The 24,771-nt window shown below is 65.0% G+C and carries 19 protein-coding genes; 14 read left to right on the forward strand and 5 right to left on the reverse strand.

Features of this window, described 5'->3' with window-relative positions; genetic code table 11:
* The first annotated feature begins 8 nt into the window (after positions 1–8).
* Complete coding sequence (locus ACFOMH_RS08845) at positions 9–791, forward strand: ABC transporter ATP-binding protein (protein WP_377743990.1); 783 nt, start codon at positions 9–11, stop codon at positions 789–791.
* Here the strand turns inward: ACFOMH_RS08845 and ACFOMH_RS08850 are convergent.
* The 3 genes from ACFOMH_RS08850 to ACFOMH_RS08860 form a co-directional block, all read right to left on the reverse strand.
* The gene (locus ACFOMH_RS08850; RefSeq protein WP_377743992.1) at positions 788–2,104 is read right to left on the reverse strand and encodes a sensor histidine kinase; all 1,317 of its coding nucleotides are present in this window, start codon (positions 2,102–2,104) and stop codon (positions 788–790) included. The two genes, ACFOMH_RS08845 and ACFOMH_RS08850, sit on opposite strands and share 4 nt — an antisense overlap.
* Positions 2,101–2,763: a response regulator transcription factor gene (locus tag ACFOMH_RS08855; protein WP_374426398.1), complete on the reverse strand. Its 663-nt coding sequence runs from the start codon at positions 2,761–2,763 to the stop codon at positions 2,101–2,103. Before ACFOMH_RS08855 ends, ACFOMH_RS08850 begins: the two co-directional genes overlap by 4 nt.
* A 69-nt stretch (positions 2,764–2,832) precedes the next feature.
* On the reverse strand, positions 2,833–3,246 hold the full coding sequence (locus tag ACFOMH_RS08860; RefSeq protein ID WP_377743994.1) for a PepSY domain-containing protein: 414 nt from the start codon (positions 3,244–3,246) through the stop codon (positions 2,833–2,835).
* Between the two features lie 138 nt (positions 3,247–3,384).
* On the opposite strand from ACFOMH_RS08860, the gene ACFOMH_RS08865 reads away from it, so the two are divergent.
* From ACFOMH_RS08865 to dacB, 7 genes are all read left to right on the forward strand, one after another.
* Complete coding sequence (locus ACFOMH_RS08865; protein ID WP_377743995.1) at positions 3,385–4,215, forward strand: hypothetical protein; 831 nt, start codon at positions 3,385–3,387, stop codon at positions 4,213–4,215.
* Between the two features lie 196 nt (positions 4,216–4,411).
* Positions 4,412–5,995 carry a glucan biosynthesis protein gene (locus ACFOMH_RS08870; RefSeq protein WP_377743996.1) on the forward strand — a complete coding sequence of 528 codons (1,584 nt, stop codon included), beginning with the start codon at positions 4,412–4,414 and terminating at the stop codon, positions 5,993–5,995.
* Entirely contained in the window at positions 5,968–8,187 is a 2,220-nt protein-coding gene (gene mdoH, locus ACFOMH_RS08875) for a glucans biosynthesis glucosyltransferase MdoH (RefSeq protein ID WP_377743997.1), read from the forward strand. Before ACFOMH_RS08870 ends, mdoH begins: the two co-directional genes overlap by 28 nt.
* Positions 8,184–9,317, forward strand: coding sequence for an OpgC domain-containing protein (locus ACFOMH_RS08880; protein ID WP_377743999.1), 1,134 nt, complete (start codon positions 8,184–8,186; stop codon positions 9,315–9,317). Before mdoH ends, ACFOMH_RS08880 begins: the two co-directional genes overlap by 4 nt.
* A 91-nt stretch (positions 9,318–9,408) precedes the next feature.
* Complete coding sequence (locus ACFOMH_RS08885; protein WP_377744000.1) at positions 9,409–11,076, forward strand: formate--tetrahydrofolate ligase; 1,668 nt, start codon at positions 9,409–9,411, stop codon at positions 11,074–11,076.
* Position 11,077: 1 nt separating this feature from the next.
* Positions 11,078–11,683 carry a nicotinate-nucleotide adenylyltransferase gene (locus tag ACFOMH_RS08890; protein ID WP_374426380.1) on the forward strand — a complete coding sequence of 202 codons (606 nt, stop codon included), beginning with the start codon at positions 11,078–11,080 and terminating at the stop codon, positions 11,681–11,683.
* On the forward strand, positions 11,680–13,236 hold the full coding sequence (dacB, locus tag ACFOMH_RS08895; RefSeq protein WP_377744002.1) for a D-alanyl-D-alanine carboxypeptidase/D-alanyl-D-alanine endopeptidase: 1,557 nt from the start codon (positions 11,680–11,682) through the stop codon (positions 13,234–13,236). Before ACFOMH_RS08890 ends, dacB begins: the two co-directional genes overlap by 4 nt.
* 25 nt (positions 13,237–13,261) lie before the next feature.
* On the opposite strand, the gene ACFOMH_RS08900 is transcribed toward dacB, so the two are convergent.
* Entirely contained in the window at positions 13,262–13,684 is a 423-nt protein-coding gene (locus tag ACFOMH_RS08900; RefSeq protein WP_374426374.1) for a tellurite resistance TerB family protein, read from the reverse strand.
* Between the two features lie 85 nt (positions 13,685–13,769).
* On the opposite strand from ACFOMH_RS08900, the gene ACFOMH_RS08905 reads away from it, so the two are divergent.
* Entirely contained in the window at positions 13,770–15,359 is a 1,590-nt protein-coding gene (locus tag ACFOMH_RS08905; RefSeq protein ID WP_374426371.1) for a lysine--tRNA ligase, read from the forward strand.
* Positions 15,360–15,488: 129 nt separating this feature from the next.
* The gene (locus tag ACFOMH_RS08910; protein WP_377744004.1) at positions 15,489–17,783 is read left to right on the forward strand and encodes a glycosyl hydrolase family 28-related protein; all 2,295 of its coding nucleotides are present in this window, start codon (positions 15,489–15,491) and stop codon (positions 17,781–17,783) included.
* Between the two features lie 48 nt (positions 17,784–17,831).
* Here the strand turns inward: ACFOMH_RS08910 and ACFOMH_RS08915 are convergent, their stop codons facing one another.
* A complete protein-coding gene (locus ACFOMH_RS08915) occupies positions 17,832–18,320 on the reverse strand; it encodes a HugZ family pyridoxamine 5'-phosphate oxidase (protein ID WP_377744006.1) in 489 nt (162 codons plus the stop codon).
* A gap of 271 nt (positions 18,321–18,591) precedes the next feature.
* Here ACFOMH_RS08915 and acs point away from each other — a divergent pair, with 271 nt between their 5' ends.
* The 4 genes from acs to ACFOMH_RS08935 all read left to right on the forward strand — a co-directional run bounded on the left by acs (position 18,592) and on the right by ACFOMH_RS08935 (position 24,751).
* A complete protein-coding gene (acs, locus tag ACFOMH_RS08920) occupies positions 18,592–20,547 on the forward strand; it encodes an acetate--CoA ligase (protein ID WP_377744007.1) in 1,956 nt (651 codons plus the stop codon).
* A 69-nt stretch (positions 20,548–20,616) separates the two neighbouring features.
* Positions 20,617–22,458 (forward strand): MFS transporter, encoded by a 1,842-nt coding sequence (locus ACFOMH_RS08925; protein WP_377744008.1) that lies wholly within the window; start codon positions 20,617–20,619, stop codon positions 22,456–22,458.
* A gap of 124 nt (positions 22,459–22,582) precedes the next feature.
* Positions 22,583–22,840: a DUF4212 domain-containing protein gene (locus tag ACFOMH_RS08930; RefSeq protein WP_374426356.1), complete on the forward strand. Its 258-nt coding sequence runs from the start codon at positions 22,583–22,585 to the stop codon at positions 22,838–22,840.
* Positions 22,841–22,843: 3 nt separating this feature from the next.
* Positions 22,844–24,751, forward strand: coding sequence for a sodium:solute symporter family protein (locus tag ACFOMH_RS08935; RefSeq protein WP_377744009.1), 1,908 nt, complete (start codon positions 22,844–22,846; stop codon positions 24,749–24,751).
* The last annotated feature ends 20 nt before the right edge of the window (positions 24,752–24,771 follow it).

Here is a 24,771-nt window from a genome sequence, read left to right on the forward strand (position 1 = left end):
GCCGCGCCATGCTAGACATCGACAATCTCGACGTCTGGTTCGGCGATCCGCCCGCGCGGGTCGATGCAGTACAATCGGCAAGCTTTTCGGTGCCGCGTGGGGAAAGCTTCGGGCTGGTCGGCGAATCCGGCTCGGGCAAATCGACGATCCTGCGCGCGGTGACCGGGCTGATCGGCAGCTGGTCGGGCGGCATTCGCGTCGCGGGCGAGGCGGTTCACGGCAAGGGACGCTCGCGCGCCTTCCACAAGACCGTGCAGATGGTGTTCCAGGACCCCTATGCCAGCCTGCATCCGCGCCATTCGGTCGACCGGGTGCTGTCGGAAACCCTGCATCTGCAAGGCATGACGGAAATCGACGCGCGCATCACCCGGCTGCTCGACTCGGTCGGGCTGGGGCGGGGGTTCCGCTTCCGTTATCCGCATCAACTCTCGGGCGGTCAGCGCCAGCGCGTGGCCATCGCGCGGGCGCTGGCGGCCGAGCCGCAACTTCTGTTGCTGGACGAGCCGACCAGCGCGCTGGACGTGTCTGTACAGGCCGAAATCCTGAACCTGCTTTCCGACCTGCGCCACGAGCGGGGGCTGACCTATCTGATGGTCAGTCACGATCTGGCGGTGGTCGCGCATATGTGCGAACGGCTGGCGGTGATGCGCGCGGGCCGCATCGCCGAAATCATGTCCGCCGAGGATCTGCGCGCCGGCCGCGCCAGTTCGGATTATGCGCGCGGGCTCTTGGCGGCCAGCACCAGCTATCGGCGCGACGCGGTACCCGTCCCAGCCCCGGTCACGGCCTAGGCCGGCAATTCGAGCCGCGCGCAAAGCCCGCCCGATCCGCCCCGCGCAAGATCCAGCCGGCCGCCATGCAGCGCCGCAAGATCGCTGACGATAGCCAGCCCCAGCCCGGTGCCGGGAGGCCCGCTTTCATCCAGACGCGTACCGCGCCTGAGGGCCTGGGCATAATCGGCCTCGGACATGCCGGGGCCGTCATCCTCGATCTCGACCCAAAGCCGGTTCGGACCCAAAGCCCCGGCCCGGACACGGATCCGCGTCCGGGCCCATTTCACCGCATTCTCGACCAGATTGCCGATCATCTCTTCGAGATCCTGACGCTCGCCGGCAAAGGCGATGCCGGGGGGCAGATCGGTTTCGACCCGCAGCCCGGATTCCGTCACCGGACGGTGTAGCACCAACATCACATCCTCAAGCACCGGCGCGATTTCGGTGCGGCTGCCCAAAAGCCCGGCGGCGCCGGAACTGCGCGCGCGGCGCAGATGCCAGCCGATCTGACGGTCCATGCGCGCGATCAGCGCATGCCCCGGATGATCCGGCGGCAGGCCATTGTCCAGCGCCGCCAGCGGCGTCTTGAGCGAATGCGCGAGGTTGCCGACATGCTCGCGGGTCCGCGCCAGCACCTTGCGGTTCTGCTCGATCAGGGCGTTGAGTTCATGCGCGACGGGGCGCAGCTCGGCCACGCGGGGCAGGGGCAGCGCCTCGGTCCGGCCGGCGCGGATGTCGCGGATGTCACGGCCCAGCCGGTCCAGACTGCGCAGACCCGCCGCCACCTGAAAAAGGCTGGCCAGCCCCAGCGCCAGCCCCAGCGCGATCAGCGAAAACATCAGCGGCCGGCGCAGCCGCGCCATGGCGGCATCGATCTCGGCCCCTGGCGCGGTCACCGTCACCGCCAGCGCCGCGTCGCTGTCGGGCAGGGTAAAGCCGTAATGGGTCACGCGCAGCGGCTCATCCGCCGGGCCGGTGCCCGGGCCGCCGGTGAAATTCCCCTCTGGCGGCCGCAGCACATTGTCAAAGAGCGAGGGCGATTTCGCCATCACCCGCCCATCCTGCGACAATTGCCAGAACCAGCCCGAAAGCGGGATCTGAAAGCGCGGATCGCTGGGCGCGGGCCCGGCCTCGAGCTGGCCCCGATCGCCGATCGTGGCCCCCGCGATCAGCGCATCGGCGACCGCCGCGGTTTCGGCGTCGAACCGGCCGGTGATGAAATCCTCAAGCAGGGTCGAGATCACCAGATAGCCCGCAACAAGCGCCATGCCCGTCAGCATCATCGCCAGCCCGATCAGCCGCGCCCGGATGGAATCGCGCGGCAGCTTCAAGCGGCGCTCCGCAGCACATAGCCTTCGCCGCGACGGGTCTCGATCAGGCCCTCGCCGATCTTTCGGCGCAGACGCCCGATGACCACCTCGATGGATTTGAAATCGCGGTCGGCGGCGGCATCGTAAAGATGATCCGACAGCTCGGTCCGGCTGACCACGCGGTTCTGGTGATGGATCAGATAGGCGAGGATGCGGGTTTCAAACCCGGTCAGCCGCAGGGCCAGCCCGTTGCGGGTGATAACGCCCAGCTGGCTGTCCAGTTGCAGCGGCCCCGCCTTGATCAGCGCCTGCGCATGGCCGGCCGCGCGCCGCACCAAGGTCTGGGCGCGGATCACCACCTCTTCCAGCCGAAAGGGCTTGACCGCATAGTCGTCGGCGCCGGCGCGAAAACCCGCCACCTTGTCGGTCCAGTCGCCGCGCGCCGTCAGGATCAGCACCGGCATGGTCACGCCCCCCTCGCGCCAGCGGGTCAGGACCTCGATCCCCGGCAGGCCCGGAAGGCCCAGATCCAGAATCGCCAGATCATAGGTTTCGGTCGCGCCCAGATATTCGCCCCGCACCCCGTCGCCGGCGATGTCACAGGCAAAACCCGCATCGCGCATGGCCGCGGCCAATTGACCGGCCAGATCGGGATCGTCCTCGACGATCAGGCAGCGCATGACAGGGCCTTCATGACAGGCATCCAGACAATGGGCATTCCGATAATGGGTATTCCGATAATGGGGCTTTCACAGCGGATTTCCTTTCTTGCGCGCCTTGGCCAGTCCGCGCCCGGCGACGTCCAGAAATGCGCCCGTCCGCGCATCCAGCCGGATGCGCAAAACATCGCGATCCGGCGTCAGCAGCCGAAGCTCCTGGACCAGCACCACCCCCCGTTCGCGTTCCCCGGGCAGGGGGCCCGTGAGCCGCGCCGCGATCACCCGGCCGTCAAAGCGCGCCAGCGCGATCTCGACCGCACGGCGCAGCGGCACGACGCGGAATTCCTCTGCCCCGGGCGGCAGGTCGGGGGGCAGAAACTCGCCCTCCCAATCCTGTTTGTGATCGTCATCGTCGTGGCCACGCCCGTCCCGATCCGCCGATGCGGGCGCAACCAGCATCAACAGCGAACACAGGATCAGCAAGGGCATGTGCAAACGGGCCATCACCGCTATTATCTATGCCGGCAATTCCAAACGAAAGCCAAATGGGTGATTGGCGTTTCGTTGGTTCGGGCGGGGCTATTTCCGATTCGCCAAGGACGCGGATCTGCGTCCAGAATGACGAACAAAGGAACCTGAAACATGAGCAGAACCTTGACCTCTCGGATCGCGCTTGGCGCGGTGTTGGCCATGCTGGCGGCGGCGCCGGTGCTGGCGCAGCAGGAAACCCCGGCGGCCCCCGCAGCCCCCGCGCAAAGCAGCCAGCAGCAGCCGGTGACGCTGCCCGAGGCATTGCAGGGCGCCGGGCTGACCGATGTGACCAGCAAGCCGATGCGGCGCGGCGACGGCACCCGGATCCAGGGCACCTTGCCCGACGGCAACAAGATCGACGCCATGCTGGATGCCAGCGGCGCCCTGCGCGGTCTGCGCAGCCAAAGCGAAGCGGCACTGCCGGCGGCGCTGACCGGGGGGCTGTTGCCGCAAGCCGTGCGCGACAATCCGATCTTTGGCGAACTGACCCAGTTGCAGGGCATCTTTGTCGGCGAACGGGGGATCAAGCTGGCCGGGATCGACGCCCAAAAGAACCGCGTTCACGCGGCCTTTGCGCCGGATGGCACGCTGGTGCGATTCGGGCGCGGCGATGACGAGGGGCGCGGCTTTGGCCGGGGCATGGACGGCGATCACGGCCATGACGGCAAGGGCCGGGGTGGCAAGCATGGCGACCGCGACGGCAAAAGGCGCGGCCATGACGATGACGATCACCGCCGGGGCGATCGGCGCGACGACAGCGCCCGCCAGCCCGTGGACGAGGCCGCGCTGCGGCAGACGCTGAGCGATGACGGCTATACCCGGATCGGCGCCATCGACCGCAATGGCCCGCGTCTTGCCGTCGAGGCCACCAATCCCGAGGGCGAGGCCGTCACGCTTGAGCTGACCGCCAAGGGCGAGCTGATGCGCGAGACGACGCGCTGAGCGGCCGTCCCGTTCCGTCTTCGATCGATCCCGGGCTGCGCAGAGGCACAGGCTTTGCGCAGCCCGCCTGCACGGATTTCGTCTTTCTCTCGGCAAGAGCCTGCCTTTCGCGGTGAAACCTCTTGCCTGATCGCCTTGGCAATGCGAAATCCCCTCGGAATTAAGGGGGTTTCCGACCCCTGCTGAGAGGTAGCCGATGCGTCGTCGCGAATTTGTCATATCTGCCGGTGCGGCCCTCAGCGCGGCCAGCGCGCTGTCGGCATCCATGGGGGCCGCGCTTGCGCAGGAAACCCCGCCGGCCACCTCATCCGAGACGCCGGCCCCGCAGGCCGAGACGCAGCCGCCCAAGCCCTTCGGCTTTGAGGATGTCGCCGCCATGGCGCGGGATCTGGCCGCGAAAGCCTATGAATATCGCGATGCCGAACTGGTCGGCACCTTTGGCGGGCTGAGCTATGACCAATATCGCGGCATCCGGTTCCGCCGCGACCGCGACCCCTGGGCGGGCAGCGGCGATTTCGCGCTGGACCTGTTGCCGCCGGGCGCGATCTTTCACGAGCCGGTCGATATCAGCCTGGTCGACAATGGCGTCGTGATCCCGGTGAAATTCGACCCCCATATGTTCGATTTCGACCCCGCGCATTTCCCCGAGGGCGTCGATTACGAGACATTGGGCGATATGGGCTGGTCCGGTTTTCGCATCCGCGCGCCGCTGAACCGCCCCGACGTCATGGACGAGGTCGCGGTCTTTCAGGGCGCGAGCTATTTCCGCGCCGTGGCGCGGGGCACGCTTTACGGCCTTTCCGCGCGCGGTCTGGCCATCGGCACGGGCAGCCCCGAGGGCGAGGAATTTCCCCTGTTCCGCGGCTTCTGGATCCACAAGCCGGGCGAAAGGGACCGTTCGGTCCTGATCCATGCGCTGCTCGACAGCCGGTCGGTTTCGGGTGCCTTCGAATTCCTGATCACCCCCGGCGCCGAGACGCTTTTTGACACCAAGGTCGCGCTGTTTCCGCGTCAGGACATGAGCAATGTGGGCATCGCGCCGCTGACCTCGATGTACTGGTTCGGACCGACCGACCGCTCGCGCGTCGACGATTACCGCTCGGCCGTGCATGACAGCGATGGCTTGCAGATGCTGACCGGCGGCGAACAGCGGCTGTGGCGGGTGCTGTCGGGGCATTCGACGCTGCAAAGCTCGGCCTTCATGGATACCGATCCGCTGGGCTTTGGTCTGGCGCAGCGCGCCCGCGATTTCGACAGCTATCAGGATGCCGAGGCGCGTTATGAACGCCGCCCCTCAGCCTGGATCGCGCCGCAGGACGGCTGGGGCAAGGGAACGGTCAACCTGATCGAAATCCCGGTCGAGAACGAGTTCAACGACAATATCGTCTCGTTCTGGCAGCCCGCCGAACCCCTGCGCGCCGGACAGCGCTATGACTTCAACTATGTTCTCAGCTTTGCCGCGGATCCGCCTGATAGCGCACCGATTTCGCGCGTTGTCGAAACCATGGCCGGGCAGGCGGTGAACAATTCCAGCGCCCGCAGCTATGTCGTCGATTTCGACCTGCGGCTGTTTGGCGCCGAGGATCCCGAACCGGTGATCCGCGCCTCTGCCGGGCGGATCGAACACGCCTATCTGTTGCGGCTGCCCGAACAGCGCCGGATGCGGCTTGCCTTTGATTACCTGCCCGAAGGCGCCAAGCTGGCCGATCTGTCGGCGGTGCTGAACGGCCCCGAAGGCCCGCTGAGCGAGACATGGATCGCGCGCTGGACCCGCGAGTGACGGCCATGCAGGGCGACAGCGAAAATAACGGCATCGGCCCGGCGACCGGAGCGGAAGACACGCGGCCGGTGGATTTGCCGCTGGCGGCGGACGATCTGTGGGAACGCGCCGATCTGGCCGCCTCGGCCGGTCCGGCAACCCCGCCCGAGGCGCCGCTGGAAATGCCCGAACAGGATTTCCGCGCCCGTCCGCCGCGCGGTCCCGATGCCGGCTGGCCCAGCCCCGGCACCATCGCGGCGCGGCTGATCGCCTTTGGCGGCGCCGGGCTGATCGCGTGGATCGGCTGGACGCAGATGGTGGCGGCCTTTGGCACCCAGATCACCTTTCTGCAATCGGTGCTGCTTGTCCTTTTCGTGCTGACTTTCACCTGGGTCGGGCTGAGCTTTTGTTCGATGCTGGCGGGTTTTCTGGCGCCGCGTCTGGTGACGCCCACGGGGCCGAACGATGCCCGCATCGCCGTCATCATGCCCGTCTATAACGAGGACGCATCGGTCACCGCCGGTCTTTTGGCGGCTCTGGCGCGCGATCTTTACCGCGTCGGTCTGGGCGAGCGGGCCGAGATTTTCGTGCTTTCGGACAGCCGCAAACCCGAGGCGGTGCTGTCCGAAATGGTCGCGATCAGCCGGTTGCGCGACATTTCCCCGGTCTCGGTCTGGTATCGCCGCCGCCGCGACAACAAGGGGCGCAAGGCCGGCAATGTCGCCGATTTCGTGCGCCGCTGGGGCGGGCGCTATGAACAGATGGTGGTGCTTGATGCCGACAGCATCGTGGGGGCGGCGACCATCAAGGCGCTGTCGGCGCGGATGCATGCCGATCCGGCGATCGGGCTGATCCAGACCATGCCGATGCTGGTCGGCGGCCAGACCATCTTTGCCCGCCTGACGCAGTTCGCCGGCCGCATCTATGGCCCCGCCATCGCGCGGGGCGTTGCCGCCTGGTCGGGCAATAGCGGCAATTTCTGGGGCCATAACGCCATCATCCGGGTCGATGCCTTTGCGCAATGCTGCGGCCTGCCGGACCTGCCGGGTAAAGCGCCCTTTGGTGGCGCCATTCTCAGCCATGATTTCGTCGAGGCGGCGCTGCTGCGCCGCGCCGGCTGGAAGGTGCGGCTGGATCACGACCTGCGCCAAAGTTTCGAGGGCAGCCCACCCACGCTGCTGGACATGGCCGTGCGCGAACGCCGCTGGGCACAGGGCAACCTGCAACATGCGCGGCTGATCTTTTCGCGCGGCTTCGCCTGGATCAGCCGGGTGCATTTCGTCATCGGCATGCTGGGTTTCCTGATGTCGCCGCTGTGGCTGGCGATGATTCTGGTAGGGCTGACCTTGTCGGCCAACGTACTGCTGTCGCGGCCCGATTATTTCCCGCAGACCTATCAGCTGTTCCCGAACTGGCCGACCTTTGACCCGGTGCGGATGCTGTGGCTGTTCGTGGCCGCCATGGCTTTTCTGCTTTTGCCGAAATTCATCGCGACCTTCCGCGCCTGGCTGCGGCCGCTGGCGGCGGATTCGGGGGGCAAGGTGCGGGTTCTGGCCTCGGCCCTGTTCGAAATCGTGCTGTCGGCGCTGATCGCGCCGGTGCAGATGCTGATCCAGACCCGCCAGATCTATGAGATTTTCAGCGGCCGCGATTCCGGCTGGGAGGCGCAGGTCCGCGCCGGCCAGATGCCGCCCTGGGGGGTGGTGCTGCGTCGGCATGCGCTGCATGTCGTGCTGGGCCTAGGGACGCTGATCGTGCTGGCGGTGCTGGCGCCCTGGCAGCTGGTCTGGCTGTCGCCGATCCTCGCCGGGCTGATCCTGTCGCCGATGACCTCGCGCTGGTCGGCAAGTCCGGTTTTCGGCCGCTGGGCGCGCCGGCAGGGCTTGTTGGTCACCCCCGAGGAACGAAGCCCGCCCGAGATCCTGACCGCCGCCAATGCGCTGAGCTTTCGCATCGCGGCGACGCTTCCGGGCAATGGCTCGGGGCTGGCGCGGCTGGGGCATGACCCGGCGCTGCGCGCGCGCGTCGCCGCGCTTTTGCCGCAGGAACAGCAGGTTCCGGTCGCCGCCCGCCTTGACGCGATTTCCGCCGAGGCCAAGATCGCCCATGCCCATAATCAGGCCGAGGCGCTTGACTATCTGTCCACGGCGGAAAAACTGGCATTGACCGAAAACCGTCACCTGATCGAGGCGTTTGCGAAGCTGGGCCGATGAAACGCATTGCGGCACTGGATATGCTGCGCGGATACGCGCTGGTCTGCATCATGCTGGACCATATGCCGATCAGCGTGCTGCGCAATCTGACGCTGTCGAATTTCGCGGTCTTTGACGCGGCCGAACTTTTCGTGCTGTTGTCGGGCTTTCTGGTCGGCATGGTCTGGATCAAGATCGAGGCCCGCGATGGCCGCTGGGCCGCGCAGAAGCGGTTTCTGAAACGCGCCTTGCAGGTCTGGCTTGCGCTGATCATCGGCTCGCTGGTGCTGGCGCTCTTGTCGGCGCTGCTGTTCGAATTGCAGCTGAACCATACGGCGGTCTGGTTCCAGTATTCGCGCTGGATCCTTGAGCATCCGCTGGGCTATCTGGCGACGGTCGCGCTGATGTGGATGCAGCCGAACCTGATGGATGTGCTGGCGCTTTATGTGCTGTTGATCGCGACGGCGCCGGTCACCGTGCCGTTTCTCTTGCGCTATCCCTGGGCGGCCTTGGCGCTGTCGCTGCTGATCTGGTATTTCGCCGAGCCGCTGAACGCGCTGGTCCCGAACCAGCGTCCCGGGCCGGGATTGCTGTTCAATCCGTTCGGCTGGCAGCTTTTGTTCTTTGTCGGCGTGGCGATGGGGGCGTTCCGCGACCGGCTGATGCCGGTGCTGATGCGCCGCAGCCGGCTTTTGACCTGCGTTTCCGCCGCGATCCTGATTTTCAGCCTGACCATCGTCATCACCTGGAAGATCGGCCCGGCGGCCAAACCCTTTGCCCAGTTCCTGCGCCAGTTTCACGGCCCGATCGACAAATGGTCGCTGGACGGGCTGCGGCTGATCTCGATCCTGGCGGCCAGCTGGATCGTCGCGGTGCCGCTTGCACGGCCCTTTGCCTGGATGGCGGCGACCCGCCCGGGCGAGGCCTTGGCGGAAATCGGGCGCGGCGGGCTGTTTTCCTTTGTCACCTGCGTGCTCTTGTCCATCTGGGGCGATGCGATGGCGATGACCGCGCCGCCGGGGGGCTGGGGCTTCGCGCTGCGGATCGGGATCGACATCTGGGTGACGGTGGCGCTTTGGGCGGCTGCGGCGGTCTGGATGCGGCGCGAGACATGGATCGCCATCCTGCGCGCCCGCTGGGCGGGCCTTTAGAGAGCGCGCCGGCGGCGGCGATGGGGCAGGCGGCTCTTGCCCCGCCCCGGCATCCCGGTCTAGCTGATTGCCGACAAGTGACGGAGCAGACATGAAATCGGATATCGAGATCGCGCGTGCAGCCCACAAGCAGCCCATCTCCGACATAGCCGCCCGGCTGGGTCTGGGGGCGGCCGATATCCTGCCCTATGGCCATGACAAGGCCAAGATCACCCATGACGCCATTCGCGCGCAGGCCGACCGTCCGCAGGGCCGTCTGATCCTTGTCACCGCGATCAACCCGACCCCCGCGGGCGAGGGCAAGACCACGACCACCGTCGGGCTGGGCGACGGACTGAACCGGATCGGCGCGCGCGCCACCGTCTGTATCCGCGAGGCCTCGCTTGGGCCGAATTTCGGCATGAAGGGGGGCGCGGCCGGTGGCGGCATGGCCCAGATCGTGCCGATGGAGGACATGAACCTGCATTTCACCGGCGATTTCCACGCCGTGACCAGCGCCCATAACCTGTTGGCGGCGATGATCGACAACCACATCCATTGGGGCAATGAATTGCGGATCGACCCGCGCCGGGTGACATGGCGGCGGGTGATGGACATGAACGACCGCGCGCTGCGCCAGAACGTGATCGCGCTTGGCGGCCCGGCCAATGGCGTGCCGCGCGAAAGCGGCTTTGACATCACCGTGGCCTCCGAGGTGATGGCGATCCTGTGCCTGGCCTCGGATCTGGCGGATCTTCAGGCGCGGCTGGGCCGGATCGTGATCGGCCAGAATGCCGACCGCCAGCCAGTGACCGCCCGCGATATCGGCGCCGATGGCGCGATGACGGTACTGTTGCGCGATGCCTTGCAGCCCAATCTGGTGCAGACGCTGGAAAACAACCCGGCGCTGGTCCATGGCGGGCCTTTTGCCAATATCGCCCATGGCTGCAATTCGGTCATCGCCACGCGGACGGCGCTGGCGCTGTCGGATTATGTGGTGACCGAGGCCGGGTTCGGCGCCGATCTGGGGGCGGAAAAGTTTCTGGACATCAAGTGCCGGCTGGCCGGGCTGTCGCCGGATGCGGTGGTGGTGGTCGCGACGGTGCGCGCGCTGAAGATGAATGGCGGCGTCGCCCGCGCCGATCTGGGCGCCGAGAATGTCGAGGCCCTGCGCGCCGGTTGCGCCAATCTGGGCCGCCATATCGAAAACATGCGCGGCTATGGCCTGCCGGTGGTGGTGGCGATCAACCATTTCACCACCGACACCGAGGCCGAGATCGCCGCGCTGCATGATTACTGTCGCGCGCATGGCGTCGAGGCCGTGCTGTGCCGTCACTGGGAACTGGGCGGGGCGGGGGCCGAGGATCTGGCCCGCACGGTTGTCGCCATGACCGCCGAACGCGGCGCCTATACGCCGCTTTACCCGGACGAAATGCCGCTTTGGGACAAGATCGAGACGATCTGCAAGCGCATCTATCGCGCCGCGCGGGTCGATGCCGCGCCGGGCGTGCGCGCCCGGCTTGAGGAATGGCAGGCCGCCGGGCATGGCCATCTGCCGGTCTGTATCGCCAAGACGCAATATTCCTTTTCCGCCGATCCCGCCGCGCTTGGCGCCCCCGAGGGCTTTGCCATTCCGCTGCGCGAGGTGCGGCTGGCCGCCGGCGCGGGCTTTGTTGTCGCAATCTGTGGCGATATCATGACCATGCCCGGCCTGCCGCGCGAGCCGGCGGCGCTGCGCATCGGGCTGGATGCCGAGGGTCAGGTGCAGGGGCTGTTCTAGGATGCGGGCGGGTTTGCCGGTCACGGTTCCGGGAATGACGGTCGGGCTGTTGGGCGGGTCCTTCGATCCGGCCCATGACGGCCATGTCCATATCACCGAAATGGCGCTCAGGCGTTTCGGGCTGGACCGGGTCTGGTGGCTGGTCACGCCGGGCAACCCCCTCAAGGCGCATGGGCCGGCGCCGCTGAGCGAACGCATCGCACAGGCGCGCACCATCATGCGCGATCCGCGCGTGACCATCACCGATATCGAGGCGCGGCTGGGCACCCGCATGACCAGCGACACCATCGCCGCCTTGCAGCGGCTTTATCCGCGGGTGCGGTTCGTCTGGCTCATGGGGGCGGACAATATGGTGCAATTCGACCGCTGGGACAGTTGGCACGAGATTGCGGCCCGCGTCCCGATCGGTATTATCGCGCGGCCGGGCTGGCGCATGCCGGCACGCTTTTCGCGCGCGGCGCGGATCTTGTGGCGCGCGCGCCAGCCCGAGGCCCAGGCCCGGCAGCTGGCAGACATGCAACCGCCGGCCTGGGTGATGATCAACGTGCCGCTCAACAAACAAAGCTCAAGCGCGATCCGGGCAAGACTGAAAAGGGCAAGAACATGAACATGCTGTCACGCCGGGGTTTCATGGCGGGGCTTGGCCTTGCGACGGTCGTGCCAAGCCTGACCCGCGCCCAGACGCAGGTACCGACCGGGGCAGGGACCGGAATCGCGGCAGGGGTCGCAGAGGACCCGACACTGCCCCGGATCGACGGGACCATCGCCTATACCGTCATCGACCCGGCCACCGGCACGGTTCTGGCCCAGCATCTGGGCGATATGCCCTTCGCGCCCGCCAGCACGCTGAAAACCATCACCGCGCTTTACGCGCTGGACCGGCTCGGGCCGGATCGTCGCTTTTCGACGCGGGTGATCCGCGCCGGAAACACGCTGATCCTTGCCGGCGGCGGCGATCCGGTGCTGGACAGCGACGCGCTGGCCGATCTGGCGGCGCGCGTGGCCGAGGACGAGCTGCAATCGGGCCGGCCCGCGCCCACCAGCTTTATGGTCTGGGGCGGCGCCCTGCCGCGCATCGAACAGCTTGATCCCCAGCAGGCGACACATCTGCCCTATAACCCGACGGTTTCGGGGATGATCCTGAATTTCAACCGGGTGCATCTTGGCTGGCAGCGGGGCGAAAAGGGGCATCAGCTGTCCTTGCAGGCGCGTGGGGCGCGGGTCTCGCCGCAGGCCTATACGGTGGCGATTTCGGCGGTGGATCGCAGGCTGCCGCTGTTTTCCTATGACGGCGCGGCCAAGCTGGAAAGCTGGACGGTCGCGCGCGGCGCGCTGGGGCGGTCGGGCAGCCGCTGGTTGCCGGTCCGCCGTCCCGAGCTTTATGCCGGCGACGTCTTTCAGACGCTGTGCCGCGCCAAGGGGCTGGTGCTGCCGGCGCCGGGGGTGATCGAGATTATGCCCGAGGGCGAGGAAATCGCCCGCCACGACAGCCCGCCCCTGCGCGAGATCGTGACCGGCATGATGGAATATTCCACCAACCTGACCGCCGAGGTGATCGGGCTGGCCGCCAGCGGCGCGTCCGATATCCCCACCTCGGCCCGGGCGATGGAGGATTGGCTGCGCGGTCATGGGGTTGGCGGCGGCTATGCGTTCCACGATCATTCGGGGCTGGCGGCGGCCAATGTGATGACCAGCGCCGCGATGGCGCATGCGATCGCGATGCTGGGCGGTGCCGGCGATCTGCGCGGCACGATGAAGCAGATCCCCCTGCGCGACGGGCGCGGCAAGCGCATCGAAAGCCCGATCCGCGTCGAGGCCAAGACCGGGACGCTGAACTTTGTCTCGAACCTTGCGGGATATGCGCAGAAGGCGGCGGGCCGCAGCCTGGTCTTTGCCATTTTCGAGATCGATCCGGCGCGGATGGAGGCCACGCGCGGCCAGGAACTTCCCGAGGGGGTGATCGGCTGGACCAAGCGCGCCAAGGCGGTGCAGCAGGAAATGATCGAGGGCTGGTTCGCGCGCGGGCTGGATATCTATCAGGTGCCGGGGCTGAACGGCCTGCCCGAAAACGCGCCCGAACGCGCCCTGTTGCAGCCGTCCGAGGCCGCGCCCTATCAGATCGATCCCAAGCTATTGCCGGGAACGGGGATCTTTCGCTGATCCCGCGCGGGATAGGGGCGCGACGCTATAATGCGCGGTGCCGGGCGCGGGCGGCGAATTCGATGGCGCCAGCATGCAGGCGCTCGATCTCAAGCTGATCGCGGATTTCGGCCAGCATTTCGGTCTCGATGATGCCGGCGCGCCCGTCCGAGGCCGCGACATCGCAGGCCAGCACATAGGCGGTGTCGTAAAGCCGTTCCGGCAGCGCGTCGCGCACCAGCCCGAACAGCGCATCCAGCCCGTCCTCTTCCTCGAACAGCGTGATCACCGTCTGGGACACCGCGCGCATGCGGTCGATATCGTAATCGGCAAAGACCGGCGTATGATTCACCGCGCGTTCGATCGCCAGCAATTCGGCGGTGCGCAGATTCTGATCCGAGGCCGAAACCGCCACCATGATCGCGACCAGCGCGTCGCAGGGCGAGAATGAGGGCAGGTTGTCGGTCATGGCTGTGCTCCGTGGTTGTCAGGGTAATTATTGACCATTCCGCGTGGTTTCAATACGGGGAAATTCTCAAGAACGGAGATCCGAGATGACCGCCCTGCGTGACGCCGCGATGAAATCCAAGGCCTGGCCCTTTGAAGAGGCCCGCCGCGTGCTGAAACGCTATGAGAAGAAGGATCCCGAAAAAGGCTATGTCCTGTTCGAGACCGGCTATGGTCCCTCGGGTCTGCCCCATATCGGCACCTTTGGCGAGGTGGCGCGCACGACGATGATCCGCCGCGCCTTTGAGATGATCTCGGACATTCCGACGCGGCTGTTCTGTTTCTCGGACGATCTGGACGGGATGCGCAAGGTGCCCGACAACGTGCCGCAGACCGAGATGCTGCGCGAGCATCTGCAAGAGCCGCTGACCACCGTGCCCGATCCGTTCGGCGAATATCCCAGCTTTGGCGCCCATAACAACGCCATGCTGCGCCGCTTTCTGGATACGTTCGGGTTCGAATATGAATTCATCAGCGCGACCGAATTCTACAGATCCGGTCAGTTCGATCCGACCCTGCTTTTGGCCGCCGAACGCTATGACGCGATCATGGAGGTGATGCTGGCATCCCTGCGCGAGGAACGCCAGCAGACCTATTCCTGTTTCCTGCCGATCAGCCCGAAAACCGGCCGCGTGCTTTATGTGCCGATCAAGCATGTCGATGCCAAGGCCGGCACCATCACCTTTGACGAGGACGGGGTGGAAACCACGCTGCCGGTCACGGGCGGGCATGTGAAACTGCAATGGAAGCCCGATTTCGGCGCCCGCTGGGCGGCGCTCGACGTCGACTTTGAGATGTATGGCAAGGATCACAGCACCAATACGCCGATCTATGACGGCATCTGTGAAATTCTGGGCGGGCGCAAGCCCGAGCATTTCAGCTATGAGCTGTTCCTGGATCAACACGGGCAAAAGATTTCGAAATCAAAGGGTAACGGGCTTTCCATCGACGAATGGCTGACCTATGCGGCCACCGAAAGCCTGTCCTATTTCATGTATCAAAAGCCCAAGACCGCCAAGCGGATGTATTTCGACGTCATCCCGAAGGCGGTGGATGAATACCACCAGCAGCTGCGCGCCTATCCCGACCAGACCCCGGAACAGCAATTCGCCAATCCGGTCTGGCATATTCATGGCGGCGATGTGCCGGCATCCGACATGGTGGTGCCGTTCCAGATGCTGCTGAACCTGGCCTCGGTCGCGGGGGCCAAGGACAAGACCGGGCTTTGGGGCTTTATCCGCCGCTATGCGCCCGAGGCCAGCCCCGAAACCCATCCGACGCTGGATCAGGCGGCCGAATTCGCCGTGCGCTATTTCAACGACTTCGTGGCGCCGACCCGCGTGTTCCGCGCCCCGACCGATGTCGAGCGCCGCGCGCTTGAGGATCTGGCCGGCCGTCTGGCCGCATGGGATCAGCCGGCGGATGCCGAAGCCTTGCAGACCATGGTCTTTGCCATTGGCCGCGATCATGGTTTCGAGCCGATGAAGGATTGGTTCCAGGCGCTGTATCAGGTGCTGCTGGGCGCCGATCAGGGGCCGCGTTTCGGTGGCTTCATCGCGCTTTACGGTGTCGACGAAACCCGCGCGCTGATCGAGCGCGCCCTGGCGGGCGAGCTGGTTTCCGAACCCGCGAACTAGGCCCGGGTGTTGCGCGTGCGGCCGTTGCCGCGCGCGCATGGTTAACAGTCGGTTAACGCGACATTGCCAAATTCCTGACAGAGCGCGCGGGGATCTTTCCCGCTTGATCTGCATGAGGGAGAATTTGGTATGACCATCGCGATTATTGGCAGTCAGGCACTGATGCCGGCACCGTTCCAGTCTGGGCTGAACCTGTGGTCCCAGACGGATGGCACGGCGGGATCGCCGACCTGGTCGGGGGCCTCGAACGCCGCCATCGTTCCGGCGGATGAGGATTTCGGCGCTTGCCTTGAAATCCTGAAACAGCAGGCGGTGACCTCGGTCCGCTATATGCGGCGCACGCCGATGAATCCGGGCAACTATCTGCGCATTTCGACCCGCGTCAAGGCGATCGCGGGCAACCTGCCGCAGGTGCGCATCGCGGCCTATGCCGCCAATGCCAGCGGCAACAACATCGCCGGCGTCACCCAGGTCGGCCCGGTCGTCACCCTTCCCGGCTATGGCCAGGTGGCCGAGGTTTCGGCGATTGTCGGCAGCGGCCGGCGCGACGGCGTCGACATGGCCTGGGGCCGCGATGCGGCCTTCGGTTATTTCGGGATCGACCTGATCGGCGACAATTTCGGCTCGATCCGCATCGAAAACATCGTGATCGAGGACGTGACGGCCGCCTTTTTGCCCGGCATGCTGGATTGGGTCGATGTGCGCGATTTCGGGGCCGTCGGCAATGGCGTGACCGATGATCGCGGCGCCTTCATCGCCGCCAATGCGGCGGCCGGCGGTGGCGAGGTTCTGGTCCCCGAGGGCACCTATTACATCGGCGGCGATCTGAGCATGAGCGCGCCGGTGCGGTTCGTCGGCACGCTGAAGATGCCGCGCAACGCCCGTCTGGCGCTGTTGGGGCGGTTCGATTACCCGACCTATGCCGATGCGTTCGGCGACGAGACCGAGGGCATGAAGCGCGCGCTTCAGGCGCTGCTGGGCTATACCGATCACGGCTCGCTGGATCTGTGCGGCCGCACCATCAACCTGACCGAGCCGATCACCATCGAGGATGCGGCCCCCGGTCTGGACAGTTTCGCCAACCGCCGTGTCATCACCAACGGCCAGTTCAACCTGGTTGCGGGCGCGGCCTGGCAAAGCCGTTCGGTCACCTCGGCGGGGACCTATGATCCGAACCAGTCGGTGACGCTGAGCGCGGTCGGCAATGTCGCCAATATCGAGATCGGTTCGCGCATCAGCGGCACCGGCGTCGGCCGCGAGGTCTATGTCCTTGACCGCAACATCGCCGCGCGCACACTGACCCTGTCGCAGCCCTTCTATGGCGGGGCGGGCACGCGCAGCTATACCTTTACCCGCGACCGCTATGCCTTTGACTTTTCGGGGATGAGCCATCTGAGCCGGCTGAATTTCGACGATGTCGAATTCCTGCTCAACGGCGTCGGCAGCGGTGTCATGCTGCCCAAGACCGGGGCGCTGAACGGGTTCCGCGACTGTTACTTTACCCATCCCAAGGATCGCGGGATCACCTCGATCGGCAGCGGCTGTCAGGGGATGACGGTGGATCGCTGTGAATTCCTGTCCAACGAGCTGACGGATCTGGCGCAGAACCGCACCTCGGTCGCGATCAACATCAACAACAACGACACCAAGATCCGCCACAACCGCTTTAACCGTTTCGGCCATTTCATGGTCGCGAATGGCGGCGGCCACATCATCGAGGGCAACCACTGGTTCCAGGGCGACAATGCCCAGAACGGCGTCCGCTTTGGCGGGCTGGTGCTGACGCGCACCAATGTGCAGGTGAACGTCACCGGGAACTATGTCGACAACTGCTCGATCGAATGGACGAACGAACACGATCCCAAGCCGGATTTCGAAGGCAGCGAATATTCCTTTGGCGGGCTGACCATCACCGGCAACACCTTCCTTGCCTCGAACACGACGCTGGGCTTCAACTGGATCGTGATCAAGCCTTATGGCGCGGGCCATTTCATCCACGGACTTGCGGTCATGGGCAACGTGTTCAAATCGCTCTATAACAAGATCGCGCGCGTCGAAAAGGTCGATACCACCTTTGCCGATCTGGACTATCAGCGGATGCGCAACGTCCAGTTCCAGGGCAATATGTTCAACGGCGTGAATGCCTATGTCGCGAACCCGGTCGACCTGACCTTTACCCAGACGACGCCCGCGGCCCGCTGGCTGCCGCCGGTCAATGCCGGACTGCCCTTCAACGGCTGGGCCAAGAACGTCGAGTCGGTGCTGGCGCGAAGCGCGATCACCAATTCGGCCGGGGCGCGGATCACGGACATGCCCTGGGTGCAGACCCAGCTGGGCAGCGGCAGGCGCCAGATCGGGATCAACTGGAGCACCCCGGTCAAGGGCACGGTCAGCTATCGCGTGCGCATGGACAACCCGGACTGATCCGGGCGGGAACGACCCCGTTCCGCGACAAGCCATCACCCCCGGCGGTCAATCCGCCGGGGGTTTCAGCATGTCCTGCGCCGTCAGCCGATAGGCGCGCCCGAAACCGGCATTCAGCAGGCCCGAAAGCGGCGTGATCCGCCAGAACCGGAAATCGGGCAGGTCGATATAGACCTGTGCCTTGGGATCCTGCGCAAGCCAGCGCGCGCGGCGCGCCGGATCCGCCGCGACCGGCGCGGCCCGACCGATCAGCGACAGCCGGGCATGGGTCATGGCATCGCCGCGCGGCGCAGGCTCGGCCGCGATCAACAGCCCGGCGCGCGGATCGGCCGCCAGCGCGCGGCTATGCGCCGCCAGCCCCGACAACAGCGCCAGCGGCGCGCCATCGGCATCGGGCTGAACCGCGATCCGGGTCACGAGCGGCGCGCCGGTTTCGGGGTCCAGCGTGCCAAGGCTGGCATGACGCATGGCCCCCAGCAATTGCCGCGCCAGCGCGCGCGCCTCGTCATCGGTCGGGCGAAAGGGATCGGGGGGCATGGGACCTCATGCGGGCTGGTCTTTGCGCCGCATTTTGCCCCTGCGCGCGGGGAAAGCTCAAGCCGGCTGACATTTCTGTGAACTTTTTACAAATAGCGCTATCATCTAGTCAATTATTTTACAAATTTATCGTTGTGAAAAAAAGGTTTACGCGAAATACGGAGTTGTATTAACCTATCCTCCAAGGTGATTTCAGGCATTGCGCGCCGTGCCGGCAAAAACGCGCGGATGCCCATGTCGACACCATATCGCGAGTAGAAGGAGGCCAGCCATGTCCGTTGAAAACCTTGCCAAACATCCCATTCCGCCCGGCTTCGACAAGGCCCATGTCCAGCCCGCCGATTACACCCGGCTTTATGAGGAATCGATCCGCGATCCCGAAGGGTTCTGGCGCCGCGAGGGCAAGCGGCTGGACTGGATCGAGCCCTATTCCAAGGTCAAGAACACCGATTTCACCATGGGCAAGGTCTCGATCAAATGGTTCGAGGATGGCGTGCTGAACGCCAGCGTGAACTGCGTCGACCGGCATCTGCCGACCCGCGCGAACCAGACCGCGATCATCTTTGAACCCGACGATCCGAACGCGCCCGCCCGCCACATCACCTATGCCGAGCTGTCGGAAAAGGTGAACCGGATGGCCAATGTCCTGTTGTCGCAGGGCGTCATGCGTGGCGACCGGGTGGTGATCTATCTGCCGATGATCCCCGAGGCGGCCTATGCGATGCTGGCCTGCGCGCGGATCGGGGCGATCCATTCCATCGTCTTTGCCGGCTTTTCGCCCGATGCGCTGGCCAACCGCATCAACGATTCCGGCGCGAAACTGGTCATCACCGCCGATACCGCGCCGCGCGGCGGCCGGCGCACGGCGTTGAAATCCAATGCCGATGCGGCGCTTTTGCATTGCTCGGACCGGGTGCGCTGTCTGGTCGTCAAGCATACGGGCGATCAGACCACCTGGGTCGATGGCCGCGATGTCGATGTGCTGGCGATGATGGACCAGGTCAGCCCCGATTGCCCGCCGCGCCCGATGAGCGCCGAAGATCCGCTGTTCATTCTTTACACCAGCGGCTCGACCGGCAAGCCCAAGGGCGTCGTGCATACGACAGGCGGCTATCTGGCCTATGCGGCGATGACCCATGAGATGGTCTTTGACTACAAGGACGGCGATGTCTTCTGGTGCACGGCGGATGTGGGCTGGGTCACCGGTCACAGCTATATCGTCTATGGCCCGCTGGCCAATGGCGCCACCACGCTGATGTTCGAGGGCGTGCCGACCTGGCCGGATGCCGGGCGGTTCTGGGCGGTCTGCGACAAGCACAAGGTCAACCAGTTCTATACCGCGCCCACCGCCATCCGCGCGCTGATGGGGCAGGGGCCGGAATGGGTCGAGAAATACGACCTTTCCAGCCTGCGCGTTCTTGGCACGGTCGGCGAGCCGATCAACCCCGAGGCCTGGAACTGGTATGACAAATATGTCGGCAAGGGCCGCTGCCCGATCGTCGACACCTGGTGGCAGACCGAAACCGGCGGCCACATGATCACCTCGCTGCCCGGCGCGATCGAGGCCAAGCCCGGCTCGGCCACGCTGCCGTTCTTTGGCGTCAAGCCGGTGGTGCTGGATGCCCAGACGGGCGTCCCCGAAACCGGCAACGGCGTCGAGGGGGTGCTTTGCATCGCCGACAGCTGGCCGGGGCAGATGCGCACCGTCTGGGGCGATCACGAGCGTTTCATGGAGACCTATTTCCAGCAATATCCCGGCTATTACTTTACCGGCGACGGCTGTCGCCGCGATGAGGACGGCTATTACTGGATCACCGGCCGCGTCGATGACGTGATCAACGTCTCGGGCCACCGCATGGGCACGGCCGAGGTGGAATCGGCGCTGGTCGCCCATCCCAAGGTCGCCGAGGCCGCGGTCGTGGGCTATCCGCACGCGCTCAAGGGGCAGGGCATCTATGCCTATGTCACGCTGATGAACGACATTCCTGCCAGCGACGAGCTGCGCAAGGAACTTGAGACCTGGGTCAGGACCGAGATCGGTCCCATCGCCAAGCCCGACCTGATCCAGTGGGCACCGGGTCTGCCCAAGACCCGCTCGGGCAAGATCATGCGCCGCATCCTGCGCAAGATCGCCGAAGACGATTTCGGTGCCCTGGGCGATACCTCGACGCTGGCCGATCCCGGCGTCGTCGACGACCTGATCGCCAACCGCATGAACCGGAGCTGAACCCGGTCCGGCGTTCTCGTGCGCGCGGGCATCCCGTCCGCGCGGTCCAACAGGAGCCAATGAACATAAATGGCAGTTACCGAAGCACATGATGTCGACCGCTCGCGGCCGATGACGCGCGAGGAGAAGAAGGTCATCCTCGCGTCGTCGCTGGGCACCGTTTTCGAATGGTATGATTTCTACCTTTACGGATCGCTGGCCGCGATCATCGGGGCCCAGTTCTTCACCTCGTTCCCGGAAGCGACGCGGAACGTATTCGCCCTGCTGGCATTTGCCGCGGGCTTTATCGTGCGCCCCTTTGGCGCGCTTGTCTTCGGTTCGCTCGGCGATCTTGTCGGGCGGAAATACACCTTCCTGATGACCATCCTGATCATGGGCATGTCCACCTTCATCGTCGGTCTTTTGCCGGGCTATGAAAGCTGGGGTGTTGCCGCGCCGATCATTCTGATCGTGCTGCGCATGTTGCAGGGGCTGGCGCTTGGCGGCGAATATGGCGGGGCGGCGACCTATGTCGCGGAACACGCGCCGATGAATCGCCGGGGCTATTACACCAGCTGGATCCAGACCACGGCGACCATGGGCCTGCTCTTGTCGCTGGTCATCATCCTGTTGGTGCAATCCTATGTGAACGGCAATTACGACCCGGTGCCGCAATTCTCGAACGGCGAGCCGCTTCTGGGCCCCGATGGCGCCCAGGTCATGCTTGAACCCTTCAAGGCATGGGGCTGGCGCATTCCGTTCCTGGGCTCGATCTTCCTTCTGGGCATCTCGCTTTATATCCGCCTGCAAATGGAAGAAAGCCCGGCCTTCAAGCACATGAAGGAAGAGGGCACCCAGTCCAAGGCACCGCTGAAAGAGGCCTTTGGCCAGTGGAAGAACGCCAAGATCGCGCTGATCGCGCTTTTCGGTCTGGTCGCGGGACAGGCGGTGGTCTGGTATTCGGGCCAGTTCTATGCGCTCTTCTTCATCAACAACGTGGTGAAACTTGATCAGTTCACCTCGAACGTGCTGGTGGCATGGTCGCTGATCCTCGGCACCGCCGGTTTCGTGTTCTTCGGCTCGCTTTCGGACCGGATCGGGCGCAAGCCGATCATCCTGGCCGGTTGCGCGCTGGCCGCGCTGACCTATTTCCCGGTCTTCAAGGCGATCACCGAAACCGCGAACCCGGCGCTGGCCCAGGCTCAGGCCAATACCCAGGTCACCGTGACCGCCGATCCCGCGACCTGCTCGTTCCAGTTCAACCCGACGGGCACGGCCAAGTTCACCTCGTCCTGCGACGTCGCAAAGGCGATGCTAGCGAAGTCGTCGGTGAACTATACCTCGGTCGACGCGCCCGCAGGCAGCCCGACGCATGTCAGCATCGCAGGGACCGAAATCCCGGTCTATGACGGCACGCTGGGCGGCGATGAGCTGAAGGCCGCCAAGGCCGCCTATGAGAAATCGGTGAACGACGCGCTGATGGCCGCCGGTTATCCGATCGATCCCAAAACCAACACGACCGTCGCCAAGGCGGACAATTTCTTCGACATCTTCAATGGCCAGAACTTCAAGCTGGTCCTGCTGATGACCTATCTGATCGTGCTGGTCACGATGGTTTATGGCCCGATGGCCGCGGCACTGGTCGAGATGTTCCCGACCCGCATCCGCTATTCCGGCATGTCGCTGCCTTACCATATCGGCAACGGCTGGTTCGGGGGGCTGTTGCCCGCGACGGCCTTCGCGATCTCGGCGCAGTCCGGCAATATCTATGCGGGGCTGTGGTATGCGATCGTGGTCGCGGCGGCGACCGTGGTGATCGGGCTGATCTTCGTGCCCAATAATGGCTATCGGCGCAGCCTGTTCGGCGACGATCCCGGCCATGAGATGCACCGCTCGGGTTATCAGGACGCACCGCCCTCGAAGGGTTGGTGAACAGAGCACTGGCCCCGGCGCACCAAGCGCCGGGGCCTTTTGGGCTTGCCCGTCCCTGCCGTCGGGACCGGGCGCGGCGAACAAACATGACGGCAGCTTATGACTGTAGAGGAGGACGAAGGACATGAGCGACAAACAGGCCTCAAACGCCTATTGGCGGGCCAATGTCAGGATCATCTGGATTTGCATGGCGATCTGGGCGCTGGTTTCTTACGGGTTTGGCATCCTGTTGCGGCCGATGATTTCGGGGATCAAGGTGGGGGGATCGGATCTGGGCTTCTGGTTTGCCCAACAGGGATCGATCCTGACTTTCATCGTGCTGATTTTCGTTTACGCGGCATGGATGAACCGGCTGGACCGCGAACATGGCGTCGAGGAGTAAGCCATGGACCAGTTTACGCTGAACCTGATCTTCATCGGCGCGTCCTTCGCGCTTTATTTCGGCATCGCGATCTGGGCCCGCGCCGGCTCGACCGCGGAATTCTATGCCGCCAATCGCGGCGTGCATCCGGTGATGAACGGCATGGCCACCGCCGCCGACTGGATGTCGGCGGCAAGCTTCATCTCGATGGCCGGGCTGATCGCCTTCACCGGCTATGACAATTCGACCTATCTGATGGGCTGGACCGGGGGTTATGTGCTTCTGGCCATGCTGCTTGCGCCCTATCTGCGCAAGTTCGGCAAATTCACCGTGCCCGAATTCATCGGCGACCGCTTTTATTCCAAGACCGCGCGCATCATCGGCGTGATCTGTCTGCTGATCATCTCGATCACATATGTGATCGGCCAGATGGAGGGGGTGGGTATCACCTTCGCCCGCTATCTCGAGGTGAGCAAGGAAACCGGTCTCTGGATCGGGGCGGCAGTGGTTTTCGCCTATGCGGTTCTGGGCGGCATGAAGGGCGTGACCTATACGCAGGTCGCGCAATATATCGTGCTGATCATCGCCTATACGATCCCGGCGATCTTTATCTCGCTGGCGCTGACCAGCAACTTCCTGCCGCAGTTGGGCCTGTTTGGCAGCCATGACGGCTCGGGGATGGAATTCCTGACCAAGCTGGATCAGGTCGTCACCGATCTGGGCTTCAAGGCCTATACCGAACATAACGGCTCGACGCTGAACATGGTGCTGTTCACGCTGGCGCTGATGATCGGGACGGCGGGGCTGCCGCATGTGATCATCCGCTTTTTCACCGTGCCCAAGGTGTCGGATGCGCGTTCCTCGGCGGGCTGGGCGCTGGTTTTCATCGCGCTGCTTTACACGGTCGCCCCGGCGGTCGGCTCGATGGCGCGTCTGAACCTTTCGACCACGATGTGGCCGGGGGCCAAGACCGGCGACACCTATTCGCAACCCGCCGTCTCGCTTGATGCGATCGAGACCGCGCCGGAACTGAACTGGATGCGCACCTGGGCCAAGACCGGTCTGCTGGAATGGCAGGACAAGAATGGCGACGGCATGATCCAGTATTACAACGACGGCGCGGACGCACAGGCCAAGGCATTGGCCGCCGCGACCGCCTCGGGCGATCAGGCCGCGATCGATGCCGCCCAGACCGCCCATGACGAGGCGCTGGCCGCCGGCATCGCCAAGCTGCCGAACGCGCCGGCCGATGCCGCGACCTGGAAAGGCAACGAACTGACCAAGGTCAGCAATGACATCATGGTTCTGGCCAATCCCGAAATCGCGAACCTGCCCGGCTGGGTCATCGCCATTGTCGCGGCGGGCGGCCTTGCGGCGGCGCTGTCGACGGCGGCGGGGCTGTTGCTTGCGATCTCGGGCGCGGTCAGTCACGACCTGATCAAGGGCGCGATCAACCCCGGCATTTCCGAGAAAAGCGAGCTGATGGCCGCGCGGATCTCGATGGCGGTGTCGATCCTTGTGGCGACGATCCTGGGGCTGAACCCGCCGGGATTTGCGGCGCAGACGGTGGCGCTGGCCTTTGGCCTGGCCGCAAGTTCGATCTTCCCGGTGCTGATGATGGGCATCTTTTCCAAACGCGTGAACAAGCAGGGCGCGATCTGGGGGATGATCGCGGGCATGGTGTCGACGCTGGTCTATATCTTCACCTATAAGGGCTGGTTCTTCCTGGCCGGCACCAACATGCTGGAAGATACGGCGGCGAACTGGATCTTTGGGATTGCGCCCGCATCCTTTGGGGTGGTCGGCGCGGCGATCAACTTTGCCGTGGCCTATCTGGTTTCGGCCGCCACCGAAGAGCCGCCCGAGCATGTGCAGGAGCTGGTGGAATCGATCCGCGTGCCGAAAGGCGCGGGGGCCGCGACCCATCACTGACAGAAACCGGCCGCGCCCCC

It is taken from the genome of Paracoccus mangrovi, assembly GCF_042648425.1.
Classification (GTDB): domain Bacteria; phylum Pseudomonadota; class Alphaproteobacteria; order Rhodobacterales; family Rhodobacteraceae; genus Paracoccus; species Paracoccus mangrovi.

Coding starts and splice junctions, on each gene's coding strand:
- ACFOMH_RS08845 (WP_377743990.1), top strand. CDS start 9: ATGCTAGACATCGACAATCTCGACGTCTGGTTCGGCGATCCGCCCGCG.
- ACFOMH_RS08855 (WP_374426398.1), bottom strand. CDS start 2,763: ATGCGCTGCCTGATCGTCGAGGACGATCCCGATCTGGCCGGTCAATTG.
- ACFOMH_RS08860 (WP_377743994.1), bottom strand. CDS start 3,246: ATGGCCCGTTTGCACATGCCCTTGCTGATCCTGTGTTCGCTGTTGATG.
- ACFOMH_RS08865 (WP_377743995.1), top strand. CDS start 3,385: ATGAGCAGAACCTTGACCTCTCGGATCGCGCTTGGCGCGGTGTTGGCC.
- ACFOMH_RS08870 (WP_377743996.1), top strand. CDS start 4,412: ATGCGTCGTCGCGAATTTGTCATATCTGCCGGTGCGGCCCTCAGCGCG.
- mdoH (WP_377743997.1), top strand. CDS start 5,968: ATGGATCGCGCGCTGGACCCGCGAGTGACGGCCATGCAGGGCGACAGC.
- ACFOMH_RS08880 (WP_377743999.1), top strand. CDS start 8,184: ATGAAACGCATTGCGGCACTGGATATGCTGCGCGGATACGCGCTGGTC.
- ACFOMH_RS08885 (WP_377744000.1), top strand. CDS start 9,409: ATGAAATCGGATATCGAGATCGCGCGTGCAGCCCACAAGCAGCCCATC.
- ACFOMH_RS08890 (WP_374426380.1), top strand. CDS start 11,078: ATGCGGGCGGGTTTGCCGGTCACGGTTCCGGGAATGACGGTCGGGCTG.
- dacB (WP_377744002.1), top strand. CDS start 11,680: ATGAACATGCTGTCACGCCGGGGTTTCATGGCGGGGCTTGGCCTTGCG.
- ACFOMH_RS08900 (WP_374426374.1), bottom strand. CDS start 13,684: ATGACCGACAACCTGCCCTCATTCTCGCCCTGCGACGCGCTGGTCGCG.
- ACFOMH_RS08905 (WP_374426371.1), top strand. CDS start 13,770: ATGACCGCCCTGCGTGACGCCGCGATGAAATCCAAGGCCTGGCCCTTT.
- ACFOMH_RS08910 (WP_377744004.1), top strand. CDS start 15,489: ATGACCATCGCGATTATTGGCAGTCAGGCACTGATGCCGGCACCGTTC.
- ACFOMH_RS08915 (WP_377744006.1), bottom strand. CDS start 18,320: ATGCCCCCCGATCCCTTTCGCCCGACCGATGACGAGGCGCGCGCGCTG.
- acs (WP_377744007.1), top strand. CDS start 18,592: ATGTCCGTTGAAAACCTTGCCAAACATCCCATTCCGCCCGGCTTCGAC.
- ACFOMH_RS08925 (WP_377744008.1), top strand. CDS start 20,617: ATGGCAGTTACCGAAGCACATGATGTCGACCGCTCGCGGCCGATGACG.
- ACFOMH_RS08930 (WP_374426356.1), top strand. CDS start 22,583: ATGAGCGACAAACAGGCCTCAAACGCCTATTGGCGGGCCAATGTCAGG.
- ACFOMH_RS08935 (WP_377744009.1), top strand. CDS start 22,844: ATGGACCAGTTTACGCTGAACCTGATCTTCATCGGCGCGTCCTTCGCG.